The organism is Gammaproteobacteria bacterium (assembly GCA_034522055.1).
In the GTDB taxonomy this organism is placed as follows: Bacteria; Pseudomonadota; Gammaproteobacteria; order JAABTG01; family JAABTG01; genus JAABTG01.
The window spans coordinates 1,246,530-1,270,131 of record JAXHLS010000006.1; the positions used below are offsets into that span (position 1 = coordinate 1,246,530).

General features: G+C 65.3%; 25 protein-coding genes and 1 pseudogene. 18 read left to right on the forward strand and 8 right to left on the reverse strand.

Features of this window, described 5'->3' with window-relative positions; translation table 11 throughout:
- Window positions 1–4: 4 nt before the first annotated feature.
- Both U5S82_24505 and U5S82_24510 read right to left on the reverse strand, forming a co-directional pair.
- The gene (locus U5S82_24505; protein ID MDZ7754725.1) at window positions 5–1,117 is read right to left on the reverse strand and encodes a flagellar basal body P-ring protein FlgI; all 1,113 of its coding nucleotides are present in this window, start codon (window positions 1,115–1,117) and stop codon (window positions 5–7) included.
- A gap of 441 nt (window positions 1,118–1,558) precedes the next feature.
- Entirely contained in the window at window positions 1,559–2,308 is a 750-nt protein-coding gene (locus U5S82_24510; protein MDZ7754726.1) for a class I SAM-dependent methyltransferase, read from the reverse strand.
- Between the two features lie 295 nt (window positions 2,309–2,603).
- On the opposite strand from U5S82_24510, the gene U5S82_24515 reads away from it, so the two are divergent.
- The 4 genes and pseudogenes from U5S82_24515 to U5S82_24530 all read left to right on the forward strand — a co-directional run bounded on the left by U5S82_24515 (window position 2,604) and on the right by U5S82_24530 (window position 5,796).
- Window positions 2,604–2,990, forward strand: a complete 387-nt coding sequence (locus U5S82_24515; protein ID MDZ7754727.1) for a hypothetical protein — start codon at window positions 2,604–2,606, stop codon at window positions 2,988–2,990.
- 137 nt (window positions 2,991–3,127) lie between these two features.
- Window positions 3,128–4,949 (forward strand): annotated as a pseudogene (locus U5S82_24520) (copper resistance system multicopper oxidase).
- Window positions 4,950–5,050: 101 nt separating this feature from the next.
- Window positions 5,051–5,659 carry a copper resistance protein B gene (locus U5S82_24525; protein MDZ7754728.1) on the forward strand — a complete coding sequence of 203 codons (609 nt, stop codon included), beginning with the start codon at window positions 5,051–5,053 and terminating at the stop codon, window positions 5,657–5,659.
- Between the two features lie 11 nt (window positions 5,660–5,670).
- A complete protein-coding gene (locus tag U5S82_24530; protein MDZ7754729.1) occupies window positions 5,671–5,796 on the forward strand; it encodes a hypothetical protein in 126 nt (41 codons plus the stop codon).
- A gap of 156 nt (window positions 5,797–5,952) precedes the next feature.
- Here U5S82_24530 and U5S82_24535 read toward each other — a convergent pair whose 3' ends face one another.
- Both U5S82_24535 and U5S82_24540 read right to left on the reverse strand, forming a co-directional pair.
- Complete coding sequence (locus tag U5S82_24535) at window positions 5,953–6,273, reverse strand: type II toxin-antitoxin system RelE/ParE family toxin (protein MDZ7754730.1); 321 nt, start codon at window positions 6,271–6,273, stop codon at window positions 5,953–5,955.
- On the reverse strand, window positions 6,261–6,518 hold the full coding sequence (locus U5S82_24540; GenBank protein ID MDZ7754731.1) for a type II toxin-antitoxin system Phd/YefM family antitoxin: 258 nt from the start codon (window positions 6,516–6,518) through the stop codon (window positions 6,261–6,263). The genes U5S82_24535 and U5S82_24540 overlap by 13 nt, the downstream gene beginning before the upstream one ends.
- A 223-nt stretch (window positions 6,519–6,741) precedes the next feature.
- Between U5S82_24540 and U5S82_24545 the strand changes: the two genes are divergently transcribed.
- The 7 genes from U5S82_24545 to modC all read left to right on the forward strand — a co-directional run bounded on the left by U5S82_24545 (window position 6,742) and on the right by modC (window position 10,778).
- Window positions 6,742–6,990 carry an AbrB/MazE/SpoVT family DNA-binding domain-containing protein gene (locus U5S82_24545; protein ID MDZ7754732.1) on the forward strand — a complete coding sequence of 83 codons (249 nt, stop codon included), beginning with the start codon at window positions 6,742–6,744 and terminating at the stop codon, window positions 6,988–6,990.
- Between the two features lie 5 nt (window positions 6,991–6,995).
- Entirely contained in the window at window positions 6,996–7,403 is a 408-nt protein-coding gene (locus tag U5S82_24550; GenBank protein ID MDZ7754733.1) for a type II toxin-antitoxin system VapC family toxin, read from the forward strand.
- Window positions 7,400–7,621, forward strand: coding sequence for a thioredoxin family protein (locus U5S82_24555; protein MDZ7754734.1), 222 nt, complete (start codon window positions 7,400–7,402; stop codon window positions 7,619–7,621). Before U5S82_24550 ends, U5S82_24555 begins: the two co-directional genes overlap by 4 nt.
- A gap of 38 nt (window positions 7,622–7,659) precedes the next feature.
- The gene (locus U5S82_24560; protein MDZ7754735.1) at window positions 7,660–8,037 is read left to right on the forward strand and encodes a LysR family transcriptional regulator; all 378 of its coding nucleotides are present in this window, start codon (window positions 7,660–7,662) and stop codon (window positions 8,035–8,037) included.
- 201 nt (window positions 8,038–8,238) lie between these two features.
- Complete coding sequence (gene modA / locus U5S82_24565) at window positions 8,239–9,018, forward strand: molybdate ABC transporter substrate-binding protein (GenBank protein MDZ7754736.1); 780 nt, start codon at window positions 8,239–8,241, stop codon at window positions 9,016–9,018.
- A gap of 6 nt (window positions 9,019–9,024) precedes the next feature.
- The gene (gene modB, locus U5S82_24570) at window positions 9,025–9,702 is read left to right on the forward strand and encodes a molybdate ABC transporter permease subunit (GenBank protein MDZ7754737.1); all 678 of its coding nucleotides are present in this window, start codon (window positions 9,025–9,027) and stop codon (window positions 9,700–9,702) included.
- The gene (gene modC, locus U5S82_24575) at window positions 9,699–10,778 is read left to right on the forward strand and encodes a molybdenum ABC transporter ATP-binding protein (protein ID MDZ7754738.1); all 1,080 of its coding nucleotides are present in this window, start codon (window positions 9,699–9,701) and stop codon (window positions 10,776–10,778) included. The genes modB and modC overlap by 4 nt, the downstream gene beginning before the upstream one ends.
- A gap of 108 nt (window positions 10,779–10,886) precedes the next feature.
- Here modC and U5S82_24580 read toward each other — a convergent pair whose 3' ends face one another.
- The 3 genes from U5S82_24580 to U5S82_24590 all read right to left on the reverse strand — a co-directional run bounded on the left by U5S82_24580 (window position 10,887) and on the right by U5S82_24590 (window position 14,632).
- Window positions 10,887–12,248, reverse strand: a complete 1,362-nt coding sequence (locus U5S82_24580; protein ID MDZ7754739.1) for a sigma-54 dependent transcriptional regulator — start codon at window positions 12,246–12,248, stop codon at window positions 10,887–10,889.
- Window positions 12,249–12,311: 63 nt separating this feature from the next.
- On the reverse strand, window positions 12,312–13,793 hold the full coding sequence (locus tag U5S82_24585; protein MDZ7754740.1) for a HAMP domain-containing sensor histidine kinase: 1,482 nt from the start codon (window positions 13,791–13,793) through the stop codon (window positions 12,312–12,314).
- Entirely contained in the window at window positions 13,790–14,632 is an 843-nt protein-coding gene (locus U5S82_24590) for a PhnD/SsuA/transferrin family substrate-binding protein (protein MDZ7754741.1), read from the reverse strand. Before U5S82_24590 ends, U5S82_24585 begins: the two co-directional genes overlap by 4 nt.
- A gap of 387 nt (window positions 14,633–15,019) precedes the next feature.
- Here U5S82_24590 and U5S82_24595 point away from each other — a divergent pair, with 387 nt between their 5' ends.
- The 7 genes from U5S82_24595 (at window position 15,020) to U5S82_24625 (ending at window position 22,982) form a co-directional block, all read left to right on the forward strand.
- Complete coding sequence (locus U5S82_24595) at window positions 15,020–17,602, forward strand: molybdopterin-dependent oxidoreductase (GenBank protein MDZ7754742.1); 2,583 nt, start codon at window positions 15,020–15,022, stop codon at window positions 17,600–17,602.
- Between the two features lie 18 nt (window positions 17,603–17,620).
- The gene (locus tag U5S82_24600; protein ID MDZ7754743.1) at window positions 17,621–18,310 is read left to right on the forward strand and encodes a 4Fe-4S dicluster domain-containing protein; all 690 of its coding nucleotides are present in this window, start codon (window positions 17,621–17,623) and stop codon (window positions 18,308–18,310) included.
- A complete protein-coding gene (locus tag U5S82_24605; protein ID MDZ7754744.1) occupies window positions 18,310–18,726 on the forward strand; it encodes a hypothetical protein in 417 nt (138 codons plus the stop codon). The genes U5S82_24600 and U5S82_24605 overlap by 1 nt, the downstream gene beginning before the upstream one ends.
- Window positions 18,723–19,382 carry a molecular chaperone TorD family protein gene (locus U5S82_24610; protein ID MDZ7754745.1) on the forward strand — a complete coding sequence of 220 codons (660 nt, stop codon included), beginning with the start codon at window positions 18,723–18,725 and terminating at the stop codon, window positions 19,380–19,382. The genes U5S82_24605 and U5S82_24610 overlap by 4 nt, the downstream gene beginning before the upstream one ends.
- 1 nt (window position 19,383) lies before the next feature.
- The gene (locus tag U5S82_24615) at window positions 19,384–20,958 is read left to right on the forward strand and encodes a 4Fe-4S binding protein (GenBank protein ID MDZ7754746.1); all 1,575 of its coding nucleotides are present in this window, start codon (window positions 19,384–19,386) and stop codon (window positions 20,956–20,958) included.
- Window positions 20,959–21,063: 105 nt separating this feature from the next.
- Entirely contained in the window at window positions 21,064–21,666 is a 603-nt protein-coding gene (locus U5S82_24620; GenBank protein ID MDZ7754747.1) for a c-type cytochrome, read from the forward strand.
- 17 nt (window positions 21,667–21,683) lie between these two features.
- A complete protein-coding gene (locus U5S82_24625; protein MDZ7754748.1) occupies window positions 21,684–22,982 on the forward strand; it encodes an FCSD flavin-binding domain-containing protein in 1,299 nt (432 codons plus the stop codon).
- Window positions 22,983–23,074: 92 nt separating this feature from the next.
- Here the strand turns inward: U5S82_24625 and U5S82_24630 are convergent, their stop codons facing one another.
- A complete protein-coding gene (locus U5S82_24630; GenBank protein ID MDZ7754749.1) occupies window positions 23,075–23,353 on the reverse strand; it encodes a HigA family addiction module antitoxin in 279 nt (92 codons plus the stop codon).
- Between the last annotated feature and the right edge of the window lie 249 nt (window positions 23,354–23,602).

Here is a 23,602-nt window from a genome sequence, read left to right on the forward strand (position 1 = left end):
GGCCTCAGATGATGATAAGGTCGGCATGCAGGGCGCCGGCCTCCTTCAGGGCCTCGAGGATGGCCACGAGGTCGCTGGGGGCCGCGCCCACCTGGTTGATGGCCCGCACCAGTTCGTCCAGGGACACCCCGGGCTCGAACACGAAGGCGCGGTTGTTTTCCTCGGTCACCTGGATCTGGGTCTGTTGGGTGACCACCGTCTCGCCCGCCGCGAGGGGCGCCGGCTGACTCACCCGGGGTGCCGTGCTGATGCTCACCGACAGGCGCCCGTGGGCCACCGCGGCGGCGCTCACTCGCACGTGACGGCCGATGACCACGGTGCCGGTGCGGGAGTTGACGATGACCTTGGCGGGACCGTCGGCCGGGGTGATCTCGATGTTCTCGATGACCGAAATGAAGCCCACGCGCTGGGCGGCATCCAGGGGCGCCGCCACCCGCACCGAGGTGTGGTCCATGGGGTGCGCCGTACCCTCCCCCACCAGGTCGTTGATGCTGTCGGCCACTCGCTGAGCGGTGGTGAAATCGCTGCGCTGGAGGTTGAGCACGATGGAGGCCTCCTCACCCATGGAGGTGGGGGCCGCGCGCTCCACCGTGGCGCCATTGGGGATGCGCCCGGCGGTGGGTACGTTGACGCTGATGCTGTTGCCGTCCTCGGTGGCGGCGCCAAAACCGCCCACCACCATGTTGCCCTGGGCGAGGGCATAGATCTGGCCGTCGGCCCCCTGCAGCGGCGTCATGAGCAAAGTGCCACCGCGGATGCTCTTGGCATTGCCGATGGTGGACACCGTGACGTCCAGGTTCTGGCCGGTCTTGGCGAAGGGCGGCAGGGTGGCATTCACCGTCACCGCCGCCACGTTCTTGAGCTGGGGATTGACGTCGGGGGGCACGCGGATGCCGAAGCGGTTCAACATCGCCTTGAGGCTCTGCACCGTGAACGGCGTCTGCCCCGTCTGGTCGCCGGTGCCGTCCAGCCCCACCACCAGGCCGTAGCCGATGAGCTGGTTGTCCCGCACCCCCGCCACCTCGGCCAGGTCCTTGATGCGTTCCGCCAGCGCCGCCGGCGCTGCAAGCAGCGCGCAGACCGCCACGGCGACGATTGTCCTGAATACCCTGGTCATAGCGACTGTTCTTCTCATGGATGCTTTCCCTCTGCCGTGTTCCTGCACAGCCCATGCCAGAACCATCCGGCATGGAGAAAAACCCATGAATGGTCGATAAGTTATTGTTTTAAATGGACGCCTTTACGGGCCCTGGAAGCCGCCCGGCATCTCGCCAGGACAGCCGGCCGCGGCAATGGCTTGCCGCCCGGGGGAAACCTTGCCGCCGCCGGGCGCCGAAGAGAGAAAAGAGAAAAGAGAAAAGAGAAAAGAGAAAAAAGCTTAACCGCGAAAGACGCGAAAGGACGCGAAATGGGGAATGCCGGGGGGCTTCGATTACCCCAGGCAGGAGCGACACCCTCGTCGCAATTTCCGACGCCAATCGCGGCGAGGCACCGCTCCTACAGGTGGCGCTTCCACCGTCATCTCTTTGTTCTTTCGCGTATTTCGTGTCTTTCGTCGTTATTCCCTATTCACCATTCTCCCCTTCAGCGTCGACGACGCTCCGCTTTCCGAATCCTTGCGAAAACGCAGAAAATACTGAGTCTCCATGAAGCCCCTCTCCTCCTCCAGCACGAAACCGGCGGACTCGATCTCCCGGATGAAGACCTCTTTGCCGGCCCGCACGTGGCCCAGCACCCAGGGGTTGCTGACCCCGGGGATGCGCTTGAAGTCGATGACCACCACCTCGCTCCCAGGCTTGAGGGCGCGGTGCAGGGATCTCATGGTGCTGATGGGGTACTCGAAATGATGGTAGGTATCGGAGATGAAGGCGAGATCCACGGCGGCCTCCGGCAGCAGCACGTCCCGCGGCGTGTTGATGATACCCGTGACATTGTCGTGCCCCTGCTCTTGCGCCCGGCGCACCACGTTGTCCACGAAAGTAGGGGTGATATCCACCGCATACACCCGCCCCTCCGGGCCCACCTCGCGGGCGAACAGACGGGTGAAGAAGCCCGTGCCGGCGCCGATGTCCGCCACCGTGGAGCCCCGCTCGATGGCGAGGGCCTCGAGGATGTCGTGGCGACGGTCATAGACCTCCCGCCCATCCCGCTCGAAGATGTCCACCCAGCGCTGCCACTGGGAATCGGCATAGGACGCATTGATGCCCGGATTGACACTGCGCTCCTGTTCGGCCCACGAAGATCCGAAGGCCCCCAGGAGGACCAGGGCGAGGAGTAAGGTGAGGGTTCGCGACGGTGTTGGGCTCATGGCGTCTCGGGAAGGTGGAATCGTGCTGGGCCAGACAGGATCGAACCATATACGGAACAAGGGCAGGGGTTCCACCGTCTCGGCTGGTGGACCGAAGCCAAACAGCGAAACGCGTAACCGCGAAAGACGCAAAATTGCGCGAACAGAGAGAACGACGGGGGGCGTGCAGGAACGAGCCGGGCGGTTCTACCGTTCCAGGGCCGGAGGATTGCCCCGGCGTGGGGCCGGTGTATTTGAACTTTGGGGTGCAGGGCGTTACTAATAGGGCATCAACATCTCGCCACCACGGATGCCCATGGGCCTGCGCACTTCAAAGACCACCCGACTCATGGTCCTCTGGATCGCCCTCGCGGTGCTGGTGGTACCCATGCGCGTGGTGGCCGGCGAGCTGATGCACCATGGCGTGGACGACAGCGACTCGGCCGTGAACGGAACCACACACGGGACCATGAACGAGGCCATGCACGCCGCCATGGACACCAGCGGCATGGACTGCCCGGGCCACCAGGACGACAGTTGCTGCGAGGACGCCTCCTGTGGATGCCTCGCCCATGTCACCGCCCTCACCCCGCCGGCCGGACTTCCCACGGCCGTCACCTTCGGCATCCCCCCCGGTCGGGCCTTGGCCCTGCCGGAACTGCCCTCCTTCACCGCCGCCATCTACCGGCCACCCCGGGCCTAAGCCTTCCTGAGGTCCGCCCCGCGCGGGAAAGCCCTCTCATCCGGGGCTTCCCGGGGGCGCCATCCGACGTCATTCGTTCGTCCCGCGCCGCCCGCCGTGGCCGCGGGGAACCGTCCGGAACACCAGAGGAAATCACCATGTCCCGTATCTCCATGCCCCATCCCGGGGCCTTCTCGCCCTCCCGGCGCCGCTTCGTCACCGGGCTCGCCGCCGGCGGCGCCCTGCTCGGCCTCGGCATCAACCCGGCCACCGGCCGTGCCGCCGCCACCCCGCCCGGCCGCCAGCAGGCGCTCTCGGGCACCCGTTTCGACCTCACCTACAGCCCCACCCCCATCAACCTCACGGGCGCTGAGCGCCAGGCCACCGCCATCAACGGCACGGTGCCCGCCCCCGTGCTGCGCTGGCGCGAGGGCGACACGGTGACGCTGAAGGTCACCAACCACCTCGCCGAGGACACCTCCATCCACTGGCACGGCCTCATCCTGCCGAGCGCCCAGGACGGGGTGCCCCACATCAGCGACGGCTTCAAGGGCATTCCCCCGGGGGAGTCCTTCACCTACCGATTCCCGGTGAAGCAATCGGGCACCTACTGGTATCACAGCCACTCCGGCTTCCAGGAGCAGACCGGGGCCTACGGCGCCATCATCATCGACCCCGCGGGCCCCGAACCCTTCGCCTACGACCGCGACTACGCCCTGGTGCTGTCGGACTGGAGCGACGAGGATCCCAACCACATCTACGCCACCCTCAAGAAGCTCTCCCACTACTACAACTTCCGCGAGCGCACCATCTTCGATGCCCTGGCGGAGATCCGTGACAAGGGCTGGGCCGGTTACCGCGCCGAGCGCGACATGTGGGACACCATGCGCATGTCCGACCGCGACATCTCCGATGTCACCGGCTACACCTATACCTTCCTCATGAACGGCGTCACCCCCGCCGAGGGCTGGAAGGGCCTGTTCCGCCGGGGCGAACGGGTGCGCCTGCGCATCATCAATGCCGCCGCCATGACCTTCTTCGACCTGCGGATCCCGGGCCTCGACATGACGGTGGTGGCGGCCGACGGCCAGAACATCGAGCCCGTGACGGTGGACGAGCTGCGCCTCGGCGTGGCCGAGACCTATGACGTCATCGTCAGACCGCAGGACGACCGGCCCTATACCGTGTTCGCCCAGGCCATCGACCGCTCGGGCTACGCCCGCGGCACCCTCACGCCGGACCTGGCCCTGGCGGGCGAGGTGCCGGAGATGGACCCGGCACCCATCCTCACCCATGGCGACATGGGCATGGACATGGCGGCCATGGGCCATGCCGGCCACGATATGGGTGGGATGGACCACTCGGGCCATGACATGGGCGGCATGGACCACTCGGGCCATGACATGGGCGGCATGGAAGCCAGGCCCACCATCGGCTCGGGCACGGCCGGCTACGGCAGCAGCCGCCCCGTGGTCCACGCCGATACCGAGCACGGCCCCCACATCGACATGCGCGCCGACGCCCCCCAATACCGGCTGGACGACCCCGGCGTAGGCCTGCGGGACAACGGCCGCCGGGTGCTCACCTACGCCGACCTGTTCAATATCGGCGCCACCCCCGACCCCCGGGGGCCGGGGCGGGAGATCGACCTCCACCTCACGGGCAACATGAGCCGCTACATGTGGTCCATGAACGGCATCAAGTTCGCCGATGCCGAACCCCTGGGGCTCAAATTCGGCGAGCGGGTGCGCATCAACCTCATCAACGACACCATGATGAACCATCCCATGCATCTGCACGGCATGTGGAGCGACCTGGAGACGGGGCCCCGGGCGCATCCCCCGCAAGCACACCGTCATCGTCCAGCCCGGCGCGCGCATCAGCTACCTCGTCACCGCCGACGCCATGGGCGGCTGGGCCTATCACTGCCACCTGCTCTACCACATGCCGGGGATGTTCCGGAAAGTGGTGGTGAGCTGAGGAGAATGGATATGAAAAGAACCCTGATTGCCCTTGGCACCCTCGTCCTGGCCACCAACGTCTCCGCCGCCGGCGGCGACGACCCCGTGCTGGCCAAGGTCATGATCGACCGCTTCGAGAAGCAGTACACCGGCGGCGACGACCCCCTGATGCTCGAGGCCGATGTGTGGATCGGTCGCGACCTCCACAAGCTGTGGTTCAAGACCGAGGTGGAACGGGTGGGCGGCGAGACCGAGGAGGCCGAGATCCAAGCCCTCTACAGCCGCGCCATCGCCCCCTACTGGGACCTCCAGGTGGGCTGGCGCCACGACGCCATGCCCAAGCCCGAGCGGGACTGGCTGGCCATAGGCTTCAACGGCCTGGCCCCCTACTGGTTCGAGGTCGACGCCGCCGCCTTCATCGGTGGGAATGGCCAGGTGGCGGCCCGCCTGGAAGCGGAATACGAGTGGCTGTTCACCCAGAAGCTGGTGCTGTCGCCGGAGCTGGAGGTGAACCTCCACGGTAAGGACGACCGCGCCACGGGCGTCGGCTCAGGTCTTTCCGATCTGGAACTCGGCCTGCGCCTGCGCTACGAGATCGTGCGGGAATTCGCCCCCTACATCGGCGTCAACTGGACCAAGAAGTTCGGCGACACCGCCGACTTCGCCCGCAACCACGGCGAAGACACCAGCGACGCCCAGGTGGTGGTGGGCTTCCGGGCCTGGTTCTGAGGAGGCATGTCGTGAGACCCATAACACCCCTGGCACTGGCCGCCATATCCGCCGGCCTCGCCCTAACCTTGCGCCACACCACGGCCGCCGAGGTGGTGGTCTACAAGAACTCCACCTGCGGCGGCTGCAGCAAGTGAGCGGAGCAGCTTGGGGCCAACGGCTTTTCCGTCGACATCCTGGGCCGGAATGGCGGACTTAAGGTATACGCGCGGCGCTGAAGACGTACCCGCACTGGGCTAGTGCCATAAGGCCGCGCAGCGGATTGGCGGTCACCCGACGCGGCTTGTCAGGCTTTACTTTTTCGGGAGCTTGCCACGAGCAGCAAGAACAGAACGGCAAAGCAACTGTTCGCCGCGCATGACATAAAGCATATAGACGCGCGAATCCTCTTCCCGATAAAAGATGCGGCATGGCGGCTCGACGATTTGTCTGTAACGCCATCCCTTGAGTTCCTGGGGCTTGGAGCCGCTCTTGGGATGATCGGCAAGCTGATCCACATGGCGAAAGACGCTTTGAACCAAAGTTCTTGCTGCGTCTGGGTTATCCAGAGCAATATAGTCCGCAATGGCATCCAGATCGCTAAGTGCGGGCTCGGTCCAAATTATTTCAGCCATCGATTCATGCGCTTCCTTGCCTGCGCATGAGTGAGGGTTCGTCCATCCTCGATGGCTTTCTCCCCTCGTGCTATCCCCTCAAGCAGTCTCATCCTGTGTTGCAAAGCTTCGTATGTTTCGACATCCACCAGGTAGGCGCTCGGAACGCCATGCTGCGTGATAAGAATGGGCTCCCTGCTCCTTTCGAGCTCGGAAAGCAGTTCGGTGGCCTGACGCTTTAGAGTTGTGACGAGTTCAGTTCTCATGAAAGTGATACTATAGTGGCACTTTCTGTTCGGCAAGCCCTGATTCAGCTTTGCGCGGGGACGGCGGCTACCCGGCGCCCTCCGGTGAATACAAAGACCGGGCGGGACCTCCAGGTTCTGCGCCACCTTCCGTCTTGGCGAGAGACTATTGTTTCTTGGTTTGTGCTTGTCTCGACTATAACCCCGGTATACTCCTACTGAGTATTACCTTGAGGGTCATATTATGGAAACCACCTCGGTCACCAGCAAGGGCCAGGTAACGATTCCCCAGGCGATCAGGCGAAAGTTGGGCATCCGCAAGGGCAGTAAGGTGGAATTCACTATTGTGGGAGACCACGTGCGGTTGCACTTGGTGAGCACCCCTGCGGAGGTCGAGGAAAGCGGCTTCGGTATGCTCAAGAGTAAGAAGGCTGCCGTCGCTGCCGATCTCGATCCGGCCACACTGCTGAAAAGGGGATCGTCCGGTCCGTGAATGGATTGGACACCAACATCCTGGCTCGCTACTACATCCAAGACCGCGCCGATACCGAGGCATCGAAGCAGCACCAGGCGGCGCGCGGGCTCATCGAGGCGGGTGATCCGCTCATGGTCTGCAAGACCGTGCTGCTCGAGTTCGAGTGGGTGATGCGCGGGTACTACGGCTTCGAAAGGGAAGAGATCCTCCCCGTATTCCGGCACCTTCTCTCCCTCGCTCACATAAGAATCGAAGATCGGTCGGAGGTCGAACAAGCGGTGGACAACTATGCCATCGGCTTCGACCTGGCGGATGCACTGCACCATGCGAGCTATGGGTCCTGCGCGAAGATGGCCAGCTTCGATGACAGAAAGTTTGCCAAAAGGGCACAACGCAACGGATTGACACCACCCGTTTTTATTCCCAGGTGACACGGTACTGCAAACCCATCCACACCCTCATCGAGGAGGCCGCCAGGGCCGGCAATATCGATATCGAGAAGGTGGAGGACATCGCCGCCATCATGGGCTACGGCGTCATGTCCACCCCCGGCGTCGTCATCGATGGCACCGTGGTCCATGCCGGTGGTGTGCCGAATCGCAAGGCCGTGGAAGGCTGGCTCGCCGGCCACAGCGGCGGTCACAACTGACCGTCGCAGCAAACAACGAGGGGCGGTATCCTGCTCCCATGACAAGAGCCACAGGCAAGACGGCGCCCCGCCTGCGCATCCTGTTGGGTGAGGCCATCGCCATCGGACCCGGCAAGGCGCAGTTGCTGGAGGCCATCGCCGAGACCGGCTCCATCTCGGCGGCGGCACGGCGTATGGGGATGTCCTACCGCCGTGCCTGGCTGCTGGTGGACACCATGAACCAGTGTTTTCATGCGCCGCTGGTGGCAACCACCCAGGGGGGCAAAGGCGGTGGCGGGGCGCAGATCACCGAGCTGGGACAGGAGGTACTGCGTCGTTACCGGGCCATGGAGCACACCGCCACCGAGGCGGTCGCCGTCCAGATGGCGGAACTGAGCCAACTGCTCGCCCCGCACCCGCCTGATGATCCCCATTGACGCGCAATCACTTCCCGCGTTAGTCTGCCGTACGCTATATCGAGTCGGATATATCGATCTTGTCGGTATGGCGACAATCGCGGCTGTTCACGCTTGGGCCGACGTGCGGGAACACGGGGCCGCCAGAGCGACCCCGATCGCTGGTGCACGCCCTACTTTAGCCCTCGTTATATCGAGCGACGCATATCGAAGGAGTTACCATTGAAGCCACTTGTCCGTCTGTTCCCCCTGGCCCTGCTGCCCCTGCTGGCACTGCTGCTGGCACGTCCGGCCTTGGCCGAGATCCTCACCGTGGCCGCGGCCTCCGATCTCAAGTTCGCCATGGCCGAGGTGGTGGAGCAGTTTCGCACCGACCGGCCGAAAGATAGGATCGACGTGATCTATGGCTCAAGCGGCAAGTTCTTTACCCAGATCGCCAACGGTGCCCCCTTCGACATGTACTTCTCGGCGGACATCGCCTACCCGCGCCAGCTGGAGAAGCAGGGGCTGACATCAGGCACGGTCCGTCCCTATGCCTTCGGCCGCATCGTACTGTGGAGCCTCGACCCCGAGTTGGCCGCAACGCCCATGAAGGAGCTGCCGTGGGCGCCGCTGCGCCGCTTCGCCATCGCCAATCCGCGCCACGCCCCTTACGGCATGCGCGCCCAGGAGGCGCTGGAAGATCAAGGCGTTTGGGCCGCCCTGCAGCCGCGACTGGTACTGGGCGAGAATATCGCCCATACCGCGCAGTTCATCGACTCCGGCGCGGCCGAGGCCGGTATCGTCGCCCTGGCGCTGGTGCTCTCGCCAACCCTCAAGGACAAGGGGGCGTGGACCCTGATCCCCGCCGGGTGGCACGCACCGCTGGAACAGGGTTTCGTGATCACCGCCCGCGCCGCCGACAATGCCCTGGCCGCGGCCTTCGCCGACTACATGACCAGTGAAGCGGCACGGGTCATCATGCGCCGCTATGGCTTCGTGCTGCCTGGCGAAGAGAAGTAGCGGGCGATGTCCGGCGCTGACTGGCTCGCGCTGATCACCACCCTCCAGCTCTCGGCGGTAACCACCGTGGTGTTGCTGCTCCTCGGCACCCCACTGGCCTGGTGGCTGGCGCGCACCCGCCGACGCCTGGCGGTGGCGGTGGAGGCGGTGGTGGCGCTGCCCCTGGTGCTGCCGCCCACGGTACTGGGCTTCTATATGCTGGTCGCCCTGGGGCCGCACGGCCCCATAGGCGGCGTGCTGCAGGCCCTGGGACTGCATCATCTTGCCTTCACCTTCACCGGTCTGGTGTTGGCCTCCACCCTCTACTCGCTACCCTTCATGGTGCAGCCGCTCAAAGACGCCTTCGCCGCCGTCGGCCCGCGCATGCTCGACGCCGCCGCCACCCTGCGCGCCGGTCCCTGGGACCGCTTTTTCCACGTCGTGGTGCCGCTCGCACGGCGCGGTTTTCTCACCGCCATCACCCTCACCTTCGCCCACACCGTCGGCGAGTTCGGCGTGGTGCTGATGGTGGGCGGCAATATCCCGGGCGAGACCCGCGTGCTGTCGATCGCCATCTATGACCACGCCGAGGCGATGGACTACGCCAGCGCCCACCTGTTGGCCGGCGGCCTTTTGGTCGCCTCCTTCCTGATGCTATTCACCGTCTATTTGCTGAACCGACGCTACGCGCTGGTGCATGTATGAGCGGCGCCTCCATCGAGGCGCGATTTCGCCTGCCCTACCCCGACTTCACCCTGGAAGTGGACCTGGAGCTGCCCGGTCGTGGCATCACCGCCCTGTTCGGCCACTCCGGTTCGGGCAAGACCACGCTGCTGCGCTGTATCGCCGGGTTGGATCGCCCACCCGCCGGGCGCCTGGTCGTTCAGGACGAGGTGTGGCAGGACGAGGTCACCTTCGTGCCCACCCACCGGCGCCCGCTGGGCTATGTGTTTCAGGAGGGCAGCCTGTTTCCCCACCTCACCGCCCTCGGTAACATCGAGTTCGGCCTGAAGCGGGCCGCCGATGTCTTGCCACCCGCCGCCCTGCGGCACATCATCGACCTGCTCGGGATCGGCCCGTTGCTCGCGCGCCGGCCCGATCAACTCTCCGGCGGCGAGCGCCAGCGGGTCGCCATCGCGCGCGCGCTCGCCCTCAAGCCGCAGTTGCTGCTGATGGACGAGCCCCTGTCGGCCCTCGATCTCAAACGCAAGCGGGAGATCCTGCCCTACCTGGAGCGACTGCATGGCGAGCTGGCAATCCCCATCCTCTACGTCACCCACGCGCCGGACGAGGTGGCGCGGCTGGCCGATCATCTTGTCGTGCTGGAAGCGGGCCGCGCCCTGGCCAGCGGACCGCTCACCGAGACCCTGGCACGGCTCGATCTGCCGATCCACGGCGAGGAGGACGCCGGCGTGGTGCTGGAGGCGAGCGTGGCCGAGCGCGACGAGGCCTGGCACCTGGCCCGTGCCGAATTTCCCGGCGGCAGCCTGTGGGTGCGCGATGACGGCATTGCTGTCGGCAAGCGCCTGCGCCTGCGCGTGCTGGCGCGGGATGTGAGCCTGACCACCGCGCGCCCGGAGCGGACCAGCATCCTGAACCTGTTGCCGGCCACCGTGGTCGCCTTGGCCGCCGACGGTCATCCCTCTCAGCGCACGGCCCGGGTGCAGGTGGGGGAGACCCCCCTGCTCGCCCGCATCACGGCCCGCTCGGTCGCTGCGCTACAGCTGGTCCCGGGCACGCCGGTGTGGGTGCAGGTGAAGTCCGTGGCGGTGCTGGAGTAGAGGTGATGGCCACGGGGCGCAAACGCCCCGCTCACCACCCGCCGCTCTGGTGACAGCGGCGGCATGAGGCCGCATAAACACCATGAGTGTGGCGTCGATGCGCGGGTCTCATGCTTCGCCCAGCATGGATTCGCCGCGTTCGATACCCAGCCGGTTCATGCGCTCCCACAGGTTCTTGCGCGAGATGCCCAGCATGCGCGCCGCCTCGGCCACCCTGCCGCCACAGTGCCCCAAGGCCAGGCGCAGATACCACTGCTCGCACTCCGACAAGTGGTCCCGCAGGCACTTGGCGCCGTCTTCGGCCGGAGGTTCCAGCCCGGCCGCGCCGATGCCTTCGAAGCTCTCCGCCTCGAGTATTCCGGTCTCGTTGAAGATGGCGGCGCGTTCCACTGTCTGGCGTAACTCCCTCACGTTGCCCGGCCAGGATTGGGCCTCGAGATAGCTGACGGCACTCGGTGCCAGGAGGCAACGGTGGCCGCTGTCCCGGGCGAAGGCGTCGAGAAACTGCCGGGCGAACCAGGCGATATCACCAGAACGCCGGCGCAGCGGCGGGATCTCGAGCCTGACGGTGCTGATGCGAAAATACAGGTCCTCGCGGAAGGCGCCCTCCGCCACCAGTGCGGACAGATCCTTGTTGGTGGCCCACACCAGGTTCGCCGCCGCCGGGATATCCCGCGTACCCCCCACCCGGCGCACCGTCTTCTCCTGGGTGGCCCGCAACAACTTGGCCTGCATGGACAGCGGCATGTCTCCCACCTCGTCGAGGAACAGGGTGCCGTTACCGGCCTGCTCGAAATAACCGGGACGATCACCGATTGCCCCGGTATAGGCCCCTCGATCCACGCCGAAGAGTTCCGCCTCCATGAGGTCCCGCGGTATCGCGGCACAGTTGAGGGCCACGAAGGGCAACCGGCCCTCGGGGTCCCGCAGGCGGTGGAGTTCGCGGGCGGCATACTCCTTGCCCACCCCCGACTCGCCGGTAATCAGCACGGGCACGTCGTGGCCGGCGATCCGTCTCAAGACACGCTCGACCTCACCCATGGCCATGGATACACCCAACCGTCTGCCGCCCGCACCTTGCCCCCCCGGCTGAAACAGGCCGGGACAGCTCCGTCTCAACTTGGAAACCAGCTCCTCGGGCTCGAAGGGCTTGGTGATGTAATCCCGTGCACCCGCCTTCAGCAGATCCACGGCCTGGTCGATGGTCCCGTAGCCGGTGATGAAAACGGTGGGCGGCAACGGGCTATCGCCCTCGAGCAACTCACGATACAAGTCGCCGCCATCGCCGTCGGGCAGCCGAATGTCGCTGACCAGGGCGCAGTAGTCCCGCTCCTGCAGCGCCGCACGCGCCTCGGCGGCCGTGCGATACCAGTCACAGGGAAGCTGCTCCAGCTCGAAATACTGGGCCAGGGATTCGCCCATGAAGACATCATCTTCGACCAGGCAGATCCCACTCGTTTGTGTTTGCACTCATCTCCTCCTTATGGTTATTGATTGCGTACAGCAGACACCCGCAACCCCTGGCCCATCTCTTCAGGGGGCCATCGCTGCCTGCGCTCCCGGCTCATCGGGCACCTCCATACCGACGGGGATCCAGACCTGAAAGACGGTCTCTACCGGACCGCTCTCCACCTGGATGCGACCGTGGAGTCGGGTGACTATGCCGTGGGTAATCCACAGGCCGAGTCCGTTACCGTCCCATTGACTCTCCGTGAACGGCTCGAACAGGCGTTCGAGCCGATATTCCGGGATCGGCGGGCCCGTGTTGGCCACCTGCAGCCTCAGGCCATCCCCACTGCCGGTCACAGACACGCGCACGGCGCCGCCTGTCGGCGTCGCCTGGATGGCGTTGATGAGCAGATTCAACATCACCTGACGGATCGGTCCGCCGGGAACCGGCACCGTGGCACCGAGGGTATTTTCCCACGCCAGTTCCAGTTCCTTGTCCCGCGCCCGCGGGGCCACCAGATCGCGAACATCCTCCATGTCCCGGGGCGTGAGATGGCGGGTTTCGGAGCGCACCTCCACCAGTAATGCCGCCACGATATGGCGGATCTGCTCCAGACCGCGTTCCAGGAGATCCACGGTGCGACGCGCCACCGCGGGGTCATCGCCGTGGCGCTTGAGGGTGGCCAGGGCAGTTAACATGCCACCCAGTGGATTGTTGATCTCGTGGGCGACGCCGGCCGCCAGACGGCCAAGCGCGGCCTGGCGCTCGTTGCGGACCACCTGGCGTTCCAGGCTGCGCTTCTCTGCCAGGGCGATTGCCACCGACTCGATTCGGGCGCGCAGGCGTCCTATCTCACCGTCACCATGGCACCGCTCGACCGGGCAGGCCGGCGGGGTCTCGTCCGCGTCGCCGAGACGGGCCACGCAGTCCTCGAGCTCCCGCAGGGGACGGGCGATGCGCCACCCCAGCCACCACCCCAGGGGCACGATGAAGACGAGGCTCGCCACCGTAGCCACCAGCACCTGGAGGGAGGACTGATAGAAACGCGGCATCAGCCGGCCTTCGGAAGCCCCCAATACCAGGGTGCCCAGGCGCCGGTCACCGTCGAGGACCGGCACCAGCCGGTACCATTGTTCGCCGTCACGATGGGTGATGCCGCCCACGGGCAGGGTGGGCGCCAGGCGGCGCACGGTGGCCAGGGCGCCACCCAGGGACACCGCCGGGCGGGCAAGGGGAAAGCGTTGCGCATCCGATGCAATGAGCGTGGTGCCCGCGGCATCCACCACCACCGCAAAGGCGGGCATCAGCCAGCTTTCCCGATCCACCGCAAAGGCCGAGCGCAGGGTCCGGTAGGCCTGCCAGGTATCCTCCACGGCGAGTTCATGGGCCACCGCGCGAGCCAGCAGATGCCCCATCTGGGTCCCGGTGTGGGCGGCGTCGGCGCGCAGCACGCGGTAGTCGTGCCACATCACCGTGGCGGCGATGGCGACTCCCAGCCCCAGGGCGATGGCGGCCACCTGGATCGGGACCCGGTGGCTGAAACTGAGCCCATGCATCCCTTTCATTTGCTGATCTGGAGCACCCGTTCCATCATCGCCGGGATGTTGTCGTAGATATCCTCTCTTGGTTCGACGAAGCGATCCAGATACAACACGTCCAGCAGGGCCTGGCCTGCCGGGTCCCGATGCATGTTCATGAGGATGGATCGCAGGTCCAGCATGACATCGTCATCCAGGAAAACCCCCGCCACCACGGGTGGAAACCCGAACTGTATCGACCGCTCCACCACGCGGGTGCGGGCCGTCAGTTGCGGATCGCGCCGCGCCATCACCTCCCAGATGTAACCATCCACCGCCCCGGCATCGGCGACGCCCTCCGCCACCGCCGTGACCACCTCCGGATGGGACCATGTGAAAAAGGTCTGGCGAAAGAACTCCTGGGGCTCCCGTCCCAGACCCGTGATCACGAAGCGCGGATAGAGATAGCCGGTATTCGAGCGGGGCTCCACGTAGGCGAACACCGCCCCTTCGAGATCCCCGTAGCCGCGGCTCGTCTGGTCGCGTGCCGGCACGATGAGATAGGAACGGTAATAGGGTTCACCCTGAAACTCGGGGATGGCCACCAGTCGCAGGCTGGCGCGGTTGAACACGTAGGGGAAGGTACACAGCCACGCCGCATCCAGCTGCCCTGACAGCAACATGTCGGAGATCTCGGCGTAACTCTTGCGCCGCACGAAGCGCACGGGGCGGTCAAGGCGGGCGGACAGATACTCTTTCCAGCCTTCCAGGAAGGCCGCCTGATCCACCAGGAACACCGGCGTGATCCCGAAGTTGAACACCGCCGGATCGCCGCCGTCGTCCGCGGCCAGGGACAGGGGTGAGAACAGCATCAGGGCCAGCACCATCCACGCGGCCCACCGGACGACGATGGGTGAGCCACCGCCCTTCCCGTCTCGATCCCACGATCCCTGCATGCCAGCCATGGTTACCAATCGGTTACCTCCTGCCCGCCGCAATTCGCCGCCATATTACCCAACGGTAACTCCTTCCTGACCTTGTGTTCGTGTCTGCATGTCCCGCGGGCGGGTCTGGAACCGTTCTCCGCCCACGCATCCGCTGCGTTGGGGCCCATCCCGGGCGCCCTTCGAGGCATTAGGCACGATAGTTGTAAGTGAATGGCCGAGCCCCGGAAACGACCCTTGTCTCGGCGTCTCCGAAGATGAAGTGATGTCGCTTTTACACACGTTAAATCGCGCCGTCCATTACTCAGATTAAGGAGGAGTGATCCCGCCATGTATATATCCCGACGAAGCTTTCTGAAAGGCAGCGGTGCTTTGCTGGGTGTAGCCGGCGCCAGTGTGCAGCTTCCGGCCATCGCCAATGCCGCGGCCAAGGCGGCCTCGACCGGCGACGGCGCAGGCGGTATCAAGTACGTCAACACCATCTGCGTGCATTGCGTTAACTTCTGCGGCCAGCGCATCAAGATGGAAGATGGCGTGATGCGGGTGGTCTATCCAAACCCCGACATCGCCGAATACTACAACAAGGGCATCTGCCCCAAGGGTGGCGCGGGCCCGTTCAACACCTATAACCCCTACCGCATCAAGGCCCCCCTCAAGCGCACCAATCCGAAGAAAGGCCCCCACGAGGACCCGGGCTGGGTGGAGATCTCCTGGCAGGAGGCACTGAATGAGATCGCCGGGCGTCTGGAAAAGATCAGGGCCGACGACCCGCGCAAACTCGTATGGCACCACGGCCACGGCAAGTATCTCATGCAGGACAAGTTTCCCAAGGCGTGGGCCAAGGCCTTCGGCACCCCGAACGTCGTGCATCGCACCACCACCTGTGAGGCCGCCCGCCACGTGGCCGACGAACTCACCTGGGGCTACCACAACTTCCTGCCGGACGTGGAACACACCAAGCTGCTGCTGAACTTCGGTGCCAACTACTTCGAGGCCGAGCAGTGGGCCCGCTGGCTGGACCACGCGGTGACCGACGCCAAGGAACGGGGCCTCGAACTGGTCTCCATCGAGCCGCGGTTCTCCAACACCAGCGCCAAGGCGGACCGCTGGCTACCCATTCGCCCCGGTACCGACGTGGCGATGCTGCTCGCCATGGCCGGAGTACTCATCGACAACGGCTACGTCGACGAGGAGTTCCTGGTCACCACCACCAACGCGCCCCAACTGGTGGGAGAGGATGGCCTCATCCTGCAGAGCGCCGAGGGTGAACCGCTGGTCTGGGACGAGGCCTCCGGCAGCGCCAGGCCCTACACCGAGGGTGTCAAACCCGCCCTCGCGGGCACCTACGAGGTCGCCGGCAAGCCGGCCCGCACCGCCTTCCAGGTGCTGGCCGACAGCCTCAAGGAGGTCACTCCAGAGCACGCGGAGGCCATCACCGGCGTCCCCGCGGAGACCATCAGGGAACTCGCCCTGCACTTCGGCAAGACGGCCATGATCGGCGCCACCGTGCTGGTGGACGGCCACCGGGTGCGTTACCGGCCGGTGGCGGTGCACTCCTTCCGCGGCTTGGCCGCCAAGGAGTTCGGCACCCAGAACTGGCGCGCCGCCCAGATCGTGATGATGCTGGTGGGCGCCCAGGATGCGGTGGGTGGCCTGCATCTGCACGGGGTCTACAAGGAACCCAAGTACTTTGAGGCCTCCAAGTGCGAGTACCCGCCGACTCGGGTCGACCTCCAGGAGAGCGTCTACTTCCCCCACGCCACCCATAACGTGTGCCAGCAGGTGGCCCACACCCTTCTGGACCCCAAGGCCTACGGCCTGCCCTACGTGCCGGAGATGCAGATCTTCTATGCCACCAACCGGGTCATGTCCACCGCGGATGCCCTCAAGCAGTTCGAGGGTTATGCCAAGACCTGGAACGTGGTCATCGACCTGGTACTCACCGAGACCGCCAGCCTCGCGGACATCGTCCTGCCGGACCTGTCCTACCTGGAATCATGGCACTTCGCCCCCACCCGCTGGACCCCCGACAGCAAGCACACGGCCATTCGCCAGCCCCTGGTGAACGCCTACAACATCCCGCTGGATACCTGGGGGATCATGTGGGAACTGGCCAAGCGCCTGAAATTCACCGATGCCTACGTAGAGAACATCAACGACAACTTCAAGCTCAAGAAGAACCCCATGCAGAAGGGACGCGACTATACCCCCAAGGAGGCGGTGGCCCTGTTGTGGAAGGAGGCCACGGGCAAGCCCTTCGACTATGCCATCGAGCATGGCTTCACGGGCAAGCACGTCGACGCCCGACATCGTTATCTGGACGGTGTCGAGAAACAGTTCAAGGGGCCGGGCAGACCCAAGATGAAGCTCTATGCCGACCAACTGGTGAGCTCGTACGCCAAGGTCAAGGACACCGTCAATGACGAAAAGATCAAGAACCTCGACCTCGACAAGTACCGCATTGCCCTGTCTCCGATTCCCCTCAAGGCCCACGCCGCCCCCACGCCCCACCGGGAGGCGGACGACTATCCCATCTACCTCATGACCTTCAAGCGCATGTATCGCAACCAGATGGGCAACACCGCCCTCAACCCCATCCTCAACGCCCTCGGGGATAGCGACGAGAACGCCATCCTCATGAACCCGGTGCTGGCGACGGAGCTGGGCCTGATGGATGGCGAGCAGGCGCGCATCGAGACCCGGGTGGGCAGCGCCTCCGGCAAGGTACGGATCACCCAGGGTATCCGTCCCGATGTGGTGGGCGTGTCCTACCACTATGGCCATATCAGCCCGAACTTCCCCGACCATGCCAAGAAGGGCACGTGGATCAACCAGGCCCTGGAACTCCACCCCGACGTGGTCAGCGGCATGAATTCCTTCAACGACACCAAGTGCAAGGTCGTCAAGGCCTGAGGTTAGGAGAAAGACACCATGGCGAAATTCGTAAGAGTCATCGATACCCAACGCTGCATGGGCTGCCGTTCCTGCCTGGTGGCCTGTCATATGGAGAACTACCTTACGCCGGACTCCCCCTGGAACGTGATGATGGAATGGGAGACGGGAGCCTATCCCAACGTGGGACGCAGCTTCGTCACCATGAACTGCATGCACTGCGAAGACCCACCCTGTCAGGCCGCCTGCGACAGCGTGGGTGCCCGCGCCATCACCAAGAACGAGTACGGCGTCGTACTCATCGACTATGACCGCTGCATCGGCTGCCAGTACTGCAAGGTCGTCTGCCCCTACGGGGTGCCCCAGTTCAACGAGGAGGTGGCCACCCTCTACCCCGAAGGCGGCAAGACACCACCCGAGGCCCGCGCCGATGCCGACCGTCATCCATTGCATCGCAAGCAGGCAAACGTGATGGAGAAATGCACCTTCTGCTGGCACAAGCTCGAGGAGGCCATCGCCAACGACGAGGCCCATCTCATCGGCAAACTGCCCCAATACACCCCGAGCTGCGATCTGGTGTGCCCGGTGGAGGCCAGGGTCTTCGGCGACATCGAGGACCCGACCAGCAAACCGGCCCAGTGGGTGGGCAGAAAAAAAGCGGCCCAGCTCAAGAAGGAGTTCGGGACCCGGCCGCAGGTCTATTACGTACTCGAAGGGGGAGACTACTGATGCGCCGTATAGCAACGACTATGACAGGGGTGATGGTCCTGGGGCTGCTCACGGCAACCGCCATGGCCGCAGACTCGCGCCAGGCCGCCATCGACGCCTACCCGGGCCTGACCGAACACGCCAAGATGATTCGCCGCGGCAAGCTCGAAACCGGCAAGCGCTATTCCATGCACGATGAAGAGGGCCGCTTCCACGTCATTCACGTGGACGAGATCGACATGGAGTGTTCGAGTTGTCACGTGGGCGCCCGCTATGCCAAGGACTACCTGCTACTCGGCAGGGACCAGGCCGAGCGCAAGGCCGCCGGCACAGGAAAGGGCGAAACCGCCGAGGTAACCGACCGGGCGGTGTGCCTGGGCTGTCACAAGCAGGGCGGCATCGCCCAGCCCTGGTACCGCACGGCCAGCGAGCGATGAGCACGGTATCCCGACATAACCCGGACGCCGCCGAGCGGGCCAAGGGGTGGTGGTTTCTGGCCCGCTTCTACGACACCCGGCCGGACAATGCCTTTATCGCGGAGCTGCGCTCCGCCTTCGTGGGCGCCGGCGAGGCGCTAGGTGCGGACGAACTCGCGTTGTGGCGCTGCATCGACGCCGGTAACCCGGCGCCCGAGGACGACCTGCTGCCGGAATACACGCGGCTGTTCCGCGGCATCGCCGAACACTACGGCCCCCCGCCGCCCTACGAGTCCCTCTACCGGGGCGCCACCGCCATGGGCGATGTGGCCATGGCGGTGGCCAAGTCCTACGCCGCATCGGGTCTCGACGGCCTCGCCGGCGACAACGGGCCGCCCGACCACCTGGCCACGGAATTGCGTTTTCTGTCCCTGCTGAGCCATCGCGAAATGGCGGCCTGGGATGCCGGCGATGACGATGGCGCACGGCAGGCGCTGCGGCAACAGCGGGCATTCCTCGACCATCACCTCCTCACCTGGCTGCCCGACTATGCAGACACCATCGCCGGTGCCGCCCGCAGCCCGTTCTACCCGGCCGTCGTGCGTCTCACCGCAGGCTTGGCCACGGACATGCGCGAGACCATGAACACTGGTGCCGCGCCCATGGAGGCAACCTGACATGCACGCGGTGGCTCATGCCGAGGATTGGACGGATGAGGGCGACGGGGCGACGGTGGAATACCGGTGCCGGGGCAGCCTGCTGCTGTGCGGCCCCCCCGAGGCGGTCAGGCCGCTGCTGTCACGGCTGCCGGCGGGGCTGCGCACGGTGGCCGTGGCACCGGGGTTGGGTGGCCTCGGCAGGCCGCCCGCTCTCAAGACCCTCGGGGCGCGGGTGAGCCGCATCGAAGGGCATCTGGGGCGGTTTCGTGCCTATGGGCAGGGCTCCGACGGCGAACTCGACCTGGGTCCCTTGAGCACCAACAGGGACGGTCTGTTCGATCTGGTGATGGATCTCGGCGACCCACCCCTGGATCCTCGCGAGGTGCCCCCCCTGGGCTATGTCCGATCCGCGGGCTCGCTGGCCGAGGCGGTAGAACGACTGGAGCAGCTGGCCCGCCTCGAGGGCACGGTGCACAAGCCACGCTATTTCGATTTCGACGCCGGGCTGTGTGCCCACACCCGCCAGGGCCGCACGGGCTGCCGGCGCTGTCTCGATGCCTGTGCCGCCGGCGCCATTGACTCTCCTGGGGGACGAATCACCATCGACCCCTACCTGTGCCAGGGCTGCGGCGGCTGTGCCCTGGTGTGTCCCACCGGCGCCGTCAGCCACCGGCGTAGCGCCGCCGCCCCCACCCTGGCGGCCATCGCGCGGGCCCTCGACACGGCCCCGGTTCATCCCACCCTGGTGATCCATGCCGACGCTCACCCGCCTACCGCGGCCGCGGGCGACATGGTCTCCCTGCCCACCGCCGCCGTCGCGGCTATCGGCGCCGACACGTGGCTGGGTAGTCTCGCCCTCGGTGCCGCCCGCGTGGTGGTGATGACACCGGCCGATCTGCCCCTGTCCAGCCGCCAGGCCCTCGCCACCGAAGTGGCAGCGGCACGCTGCCTGCTGGAGGGCATCGGCTGCGACCCGAACACTATTCATCTCCAGAATAAAGATGACGACACCCCGCCGGTGAGCGCGGGTGCAACCGTGACGCCGCGGCCGTCCCTGGATGTGAGCACCCTGAGCTCGGCCGGCGGCAAACGTGACCGCCTGCTGGTCGCCCTCGGTCATCTCGCCCACCATGCCCCAACACCCGCCCGCAGCGTCGGGCTGCCGGCTGGCGCGCCCTACGGCCGCCTGGGGATGGCGGTGGAGCGCTGCACCCTGTGCCTTGCCTGTACGGTCCTCTGCCCCACCCGCGCCCTCGGCGCCGAGCAGGGCGCGCTGGTTCTGGACGATGGCGCCTGTATCCAGTGCGGCCTGTGTAGCGATGCATGTCCGGAGCAGGCCTTGTCCCTGCTGGCCGATTTCGACGGTCGCTGCCTGGCGAGCGGTGCGGCGGGCCGCCGCACCCTTAAGGCGGCCTCCGAGCCCTATCCCTGTGCCGCGTGCGGGCGGCCGTTCGCCTCCCGGGCCCTGGTCATGCGCGGCATGGAGCACGTCCGGGACCACCCCATGTTCCAGGGCAAAGGACGACAGCTGCTGGAGATGTGCCCGGAATGCCGCCAGGCGGCGGCCACCGGCCTCGCCGGCAGTCCCAGATGAACGGGCTCGACCCGCTCCGGAATTGAAGTGAAATCCAAAGGATGACCCATGAACGACTGCACCACATGGGCTAAACCACCAGCGAAAGACAGGAGGGTATCCGTCATGAGAAACACCACCCTATGGGCGGCGGCGATGCTGCTGGCGACCACGTCTCTGCCGGCCGGCGCGGCCGACGCAACCAAGCCTGACATCAGCAGAGCCAGCATGACCGCCCATAGCTGCGCCGGTTGTCATGGCGTCGACGGCTCCAGCGTGGGGCCCTCCATCCCGAGCATCGCGGCGATGGAGGAGGACCGGTTCATCGATGCTATGCTCGACTATCGCAGGGGAATACGCCATTCCACCATCATGACCCGCATCGCCAAGGGCTACAGCGATGCCGAGATCCGGGGCATGGCCCGCTTTTTCGCCGACCAGGAACTGGTCCGCCGGTCCCAGAAACACGATCCCATCGAGGCCAAGCTCGGCGCCCGCATCCACATGGAAAGCTGCAATCAGTGCCATCAGCGGGGCGGACAATCACCGGGACGGGGCGGCTACCTCGCCGGACAGTGGATGCCCTATCTCGCCTTCACCCTCGAGGATTACCTGTCAGGCCAACGGCCGGTGCGCAAGAAGATGATGCGCAAGCTGCATTCCGTGATCGCCGAGTATGGCGAGGACGGCGTCGAGGCCCTGATTCACTTCTATGGCAGCCAGAACTGAAGGAAAAGGAGCAACCCATGAGCAACATCAAGCGCCGAGATTTCATTCGCATCACCGGTACGGCGGCCCTCGCGGGCGTCGCGGCGGGTTTTCCCTCCCTGGTGCTGGGGGCCGGTCGTCAGGTCGTCGTGGTGGGCGGCGGCGTGGGTGGCTGTACCGCAGCCAAATACCTGCGCAAGCTGGACCCGAGCATCAAGGTCATCCTGGTGGAGGCCGAGCCCAAATACCACTCCTGTTTCCTCAGCAACGAGTATGTCAGCGGTGAGCGCACCATGGAGTCCCTCACCTTCGGTTACGACGGCCTGGCGAAACACGGGGTGACCGTGGTGAATGACCGGGTGACCGCCATCGAGCCGGACAAAAAACAGGTGCGCACGGCAGGAGGGCACCGTTTCTCCTACGATGCCTGCATCGTCTCCCCCGGGGTGGACTTCAAGTGGGAGGCCATCGACGGCTATTCCGAGAAGGTGGCCGACACCATTCCCCACGCCTGGTACGGCGGCCCCCAGACTGAGATCCTGCGCAGGCAGGTACGCGCCATGCCCGATGGCGGCGTGGTCGCCATCGTGGCCCCACCCAACCCCTTCAAGTGCCCTCCCGGCCCCTACGAGCGGGCATCCCAGATCGCCATGTACTGCAAGCGCGAGAAGCCGCGCTCCAAGATCATGATCCTCGACTACAAGGATGCCTTCACCAAGCAGGACCTGTTCATCCAGGGCTGGAGCCGCCTCTATGGCTACGGCACCAACTACAGCATGATCGAGTGGGTATCCGCCGCCGCCGGCGGCAAGGTCGAAGCCGTAGACCCCAAGGCCGGCACCCTCATAGGGCTGGTGGATGAATTCAAGGCCGACGTCATCAACATCATCCCGCCCCAGAAGGCGGGCCAGATCGCCTTCCAGGCCGATCTCGTCGACGGCGACTGGTGCCCGGTGGACAAGAAGACCTTCGAGTCCACGCGCCATGCAGACATCTACGTGCTCGGTGATGCCAGCGATGCCGCCCACATGCCCAAGTCGGCCTATGCCGCCAATTCCCAGGCCAAGGTCTGCATCGCGGCCATCATCGCCAGGCTCAACGGCATGACCATCCCTGCCGACCCGTCCTACGTCAACACCTGCTACAGCATTCTAGGCGAGGATTACGGCATCTCCGTGGCCGGCGTCTACCGTCTCGACGAGGAACGCAACATGATCGTGGGGATCGAGGGCGCGGGCGGCCTCACGCCCATGGACACCGCGCCCCAGTTCCTGGCCCGGGAGGTCACCTACGCCCACAGCTGGTTCGAGAATCTCATCCACGACATGATGGGCTAACGGGCCGCCAGCGCCCGGGGGAAGGGCCGATGCATCAGTGCTTCCCCGGGCACCGGCGGCGCTGTTTGCACGCACTTGATCACGACTTGAAGCTACGCCGCCGCATCTCGCTGCCGCGCCTGCCACAGGTCGTATTTCATCTGCTGGCCGAGCCACACCTCGGCGCGCCCGCCGTGCTCAGGTCCCAACCATTTTTCCAGCCGCAATGCCATCTCCGGGGAGACCGCGGCTCGGCCATTCAATACCCGCGACAAGGTCACCCGGCTGACCCCAAGCAGCTCGGCGGCCTCCTTCACGGTCAGGCCGAATGCCGGCAGAACATCCTCGCGCAGCGTCTCGCCGGGATGTGGTGGGCTGAACATACGCATCATCTTATCCTCAGTGAGGGAAATGGGGTCAAACACGAATGGCGCTGATTTAAGAAACCTCTGATTAACCTGACAGTTGCATAAAAATTCACCACATACACGTGAAGGCCTGTATTTTCCGGCCAATCTGTATGTCAGCCCCATGGCTGGAATTCACCCAAAGAGCAGTCCAACCGGGAATGCAATCCGCTGTTCGGCCTGGGTCCCGACGAGTTTCACGAGCCCGATCATGAATTCGAATGGGATCGCGCC

Excerpts from the sequence above, each read along its gene's own strand:
- U5S82_24505 (MDZ7754725.1), bottom strand. The coding sequence starts at position 1,117 with ATGACCAGGGTATTCAGGACAATCGTCGCCGTGGCGGTCTGCGCGCTG.
- U5S82_24510 (MDZ7754726.1), bottom strand. The coding sequence starts at position 2,308 with ATGAGCCCAACACCGTCGCGAACCCTCACCTTACTCCTCGCCCTGGTC.
- U5S82_24515 (MDZ7754727.1), top strand. The coding sequence starts at position 2,604 with ATGGGCCTGCGCACTTCAAAGACCACCCGACTCATGGTCCTCTGGATC.
- U5S82_24525 (MDZ7754728.1), top strand. The coding sequence starts at position 5,051 with ATGATCGACCGCTTCGAGAAGCAGTACACCGGCGGCGACGACCCCCTG.
- U5S82_24535 (MDZ7754730.1), bottom strand. The coding sequence starts at position 6,273 with ATGGCTGAAATAATTTGGACCGAGCCCGCACTTAGCGATCTGGATGCC.
- U5S82_24540 (MDZ7754731.1), bottom strand. The coding sequence starts at position 6,518 with ATGAGAACTGAACTCGTCACAACTCTAAAGCGTCAGGCCACCGAACTG.
- U5S82_24545 (MDZ7754732.1), top strand. The coding sequence starts at position 6,742 with ATGGAAACCACCTCGGTCACCAGCAAGGGCCAGGTAACGATTCCCCAG.
- U5S82_24560 (MDZ7754735.1), top strand. The coding sequence starts at position 7,660 with ATGACAAGAGCCACAGGCAAGACGGCGCCCCGCCTGCGCATCCTGTTG.
- modB (MDZ7754737.1), top strand. The coding sequence starts at position 9,025 with ATGTCCGGCGCTGACTGGCTCGCGCTGATCACCACCCTCCAGCTCTCG.
- modC (MDZ7754738.1), top strand. The coding sequence starts at position 9,699 with ATGAGCGGCGCCTCCATCGAGGCGCGATTTCGCCTGCCCTACCCCGAC.
- U5S82_24585 (MDZ7754740.1), bottom strand. The coding sequence starts at position 13,793 with ATGAAAGGGATGCATGGGCTCAGTTTCAGCCACCGGGTCCCGATCCAG.
- U5S82_24590 (MDZ7754741.1), bottom strand. The coding sequence starts at position 14,632 with ATGGTGCTGGCCCTGATGCTGTTCTCACCCCTGTCCCTGGCCGCGGAC.
- U5S82_24595 (MDZ7754742.1), top strand. The coding sequence starts at position 15,020 with ATGTATATATCCCGACGAAGCTTTCTGAAAGGCAGCGGTGCTTTGCTG.
- U5S82_24600 (MDZ7754743.1), top strand. The coding sequence starts at position 17,621 with ATGGCGAAATTCGTAAGAGTCATCGATACCCAACGCTGCATGGGCTGC.
- U5S82_24605 (MDZ7754744.1), top strand. The coding sequence starts at position 18,310 with ATGCGCCGTATAGCAACGACTATGACAGGGGTGATGGTCCTGGGGCTG.
- U5S82_24610 (MDZ7754745.1), top strand. The coding sequence starts at position 18,723 with ATGAGCACGGTATCCCGACATAACCCGGACGCCGCCGAGCGGGCCAAG.
- U5S82_24615 (MDZ7754746.1), top strand. The coding sequence starts at position 19,384 with ATGCACGCGGTGGCTCATGCCGAGGATTGGACGGATGAGGGCGACGGG.
- U5S82_24620 (MDZ7754747.1), top strand. The coding sequence starts at position 21,064 with ATGAGAAACACCACCCTATGGGCGGCGGCGATGCTGCTGGCGACCACG.
- U5S82_24625 (MDZ7754748.1), top strand. The coding sequence starts at position 21,684 with ATGAGCAACATCAAGCGCCGAGATTTCATTCGCATCACCGGTACGGCG.
- U5S82_24630 (MDZ7754749.1), bottom strand. The coding sequence starts at position 23,353 with ATGATGCGTATGTTCAGCCCACCACATCCCGGCGAGACGCTGCGCGAG.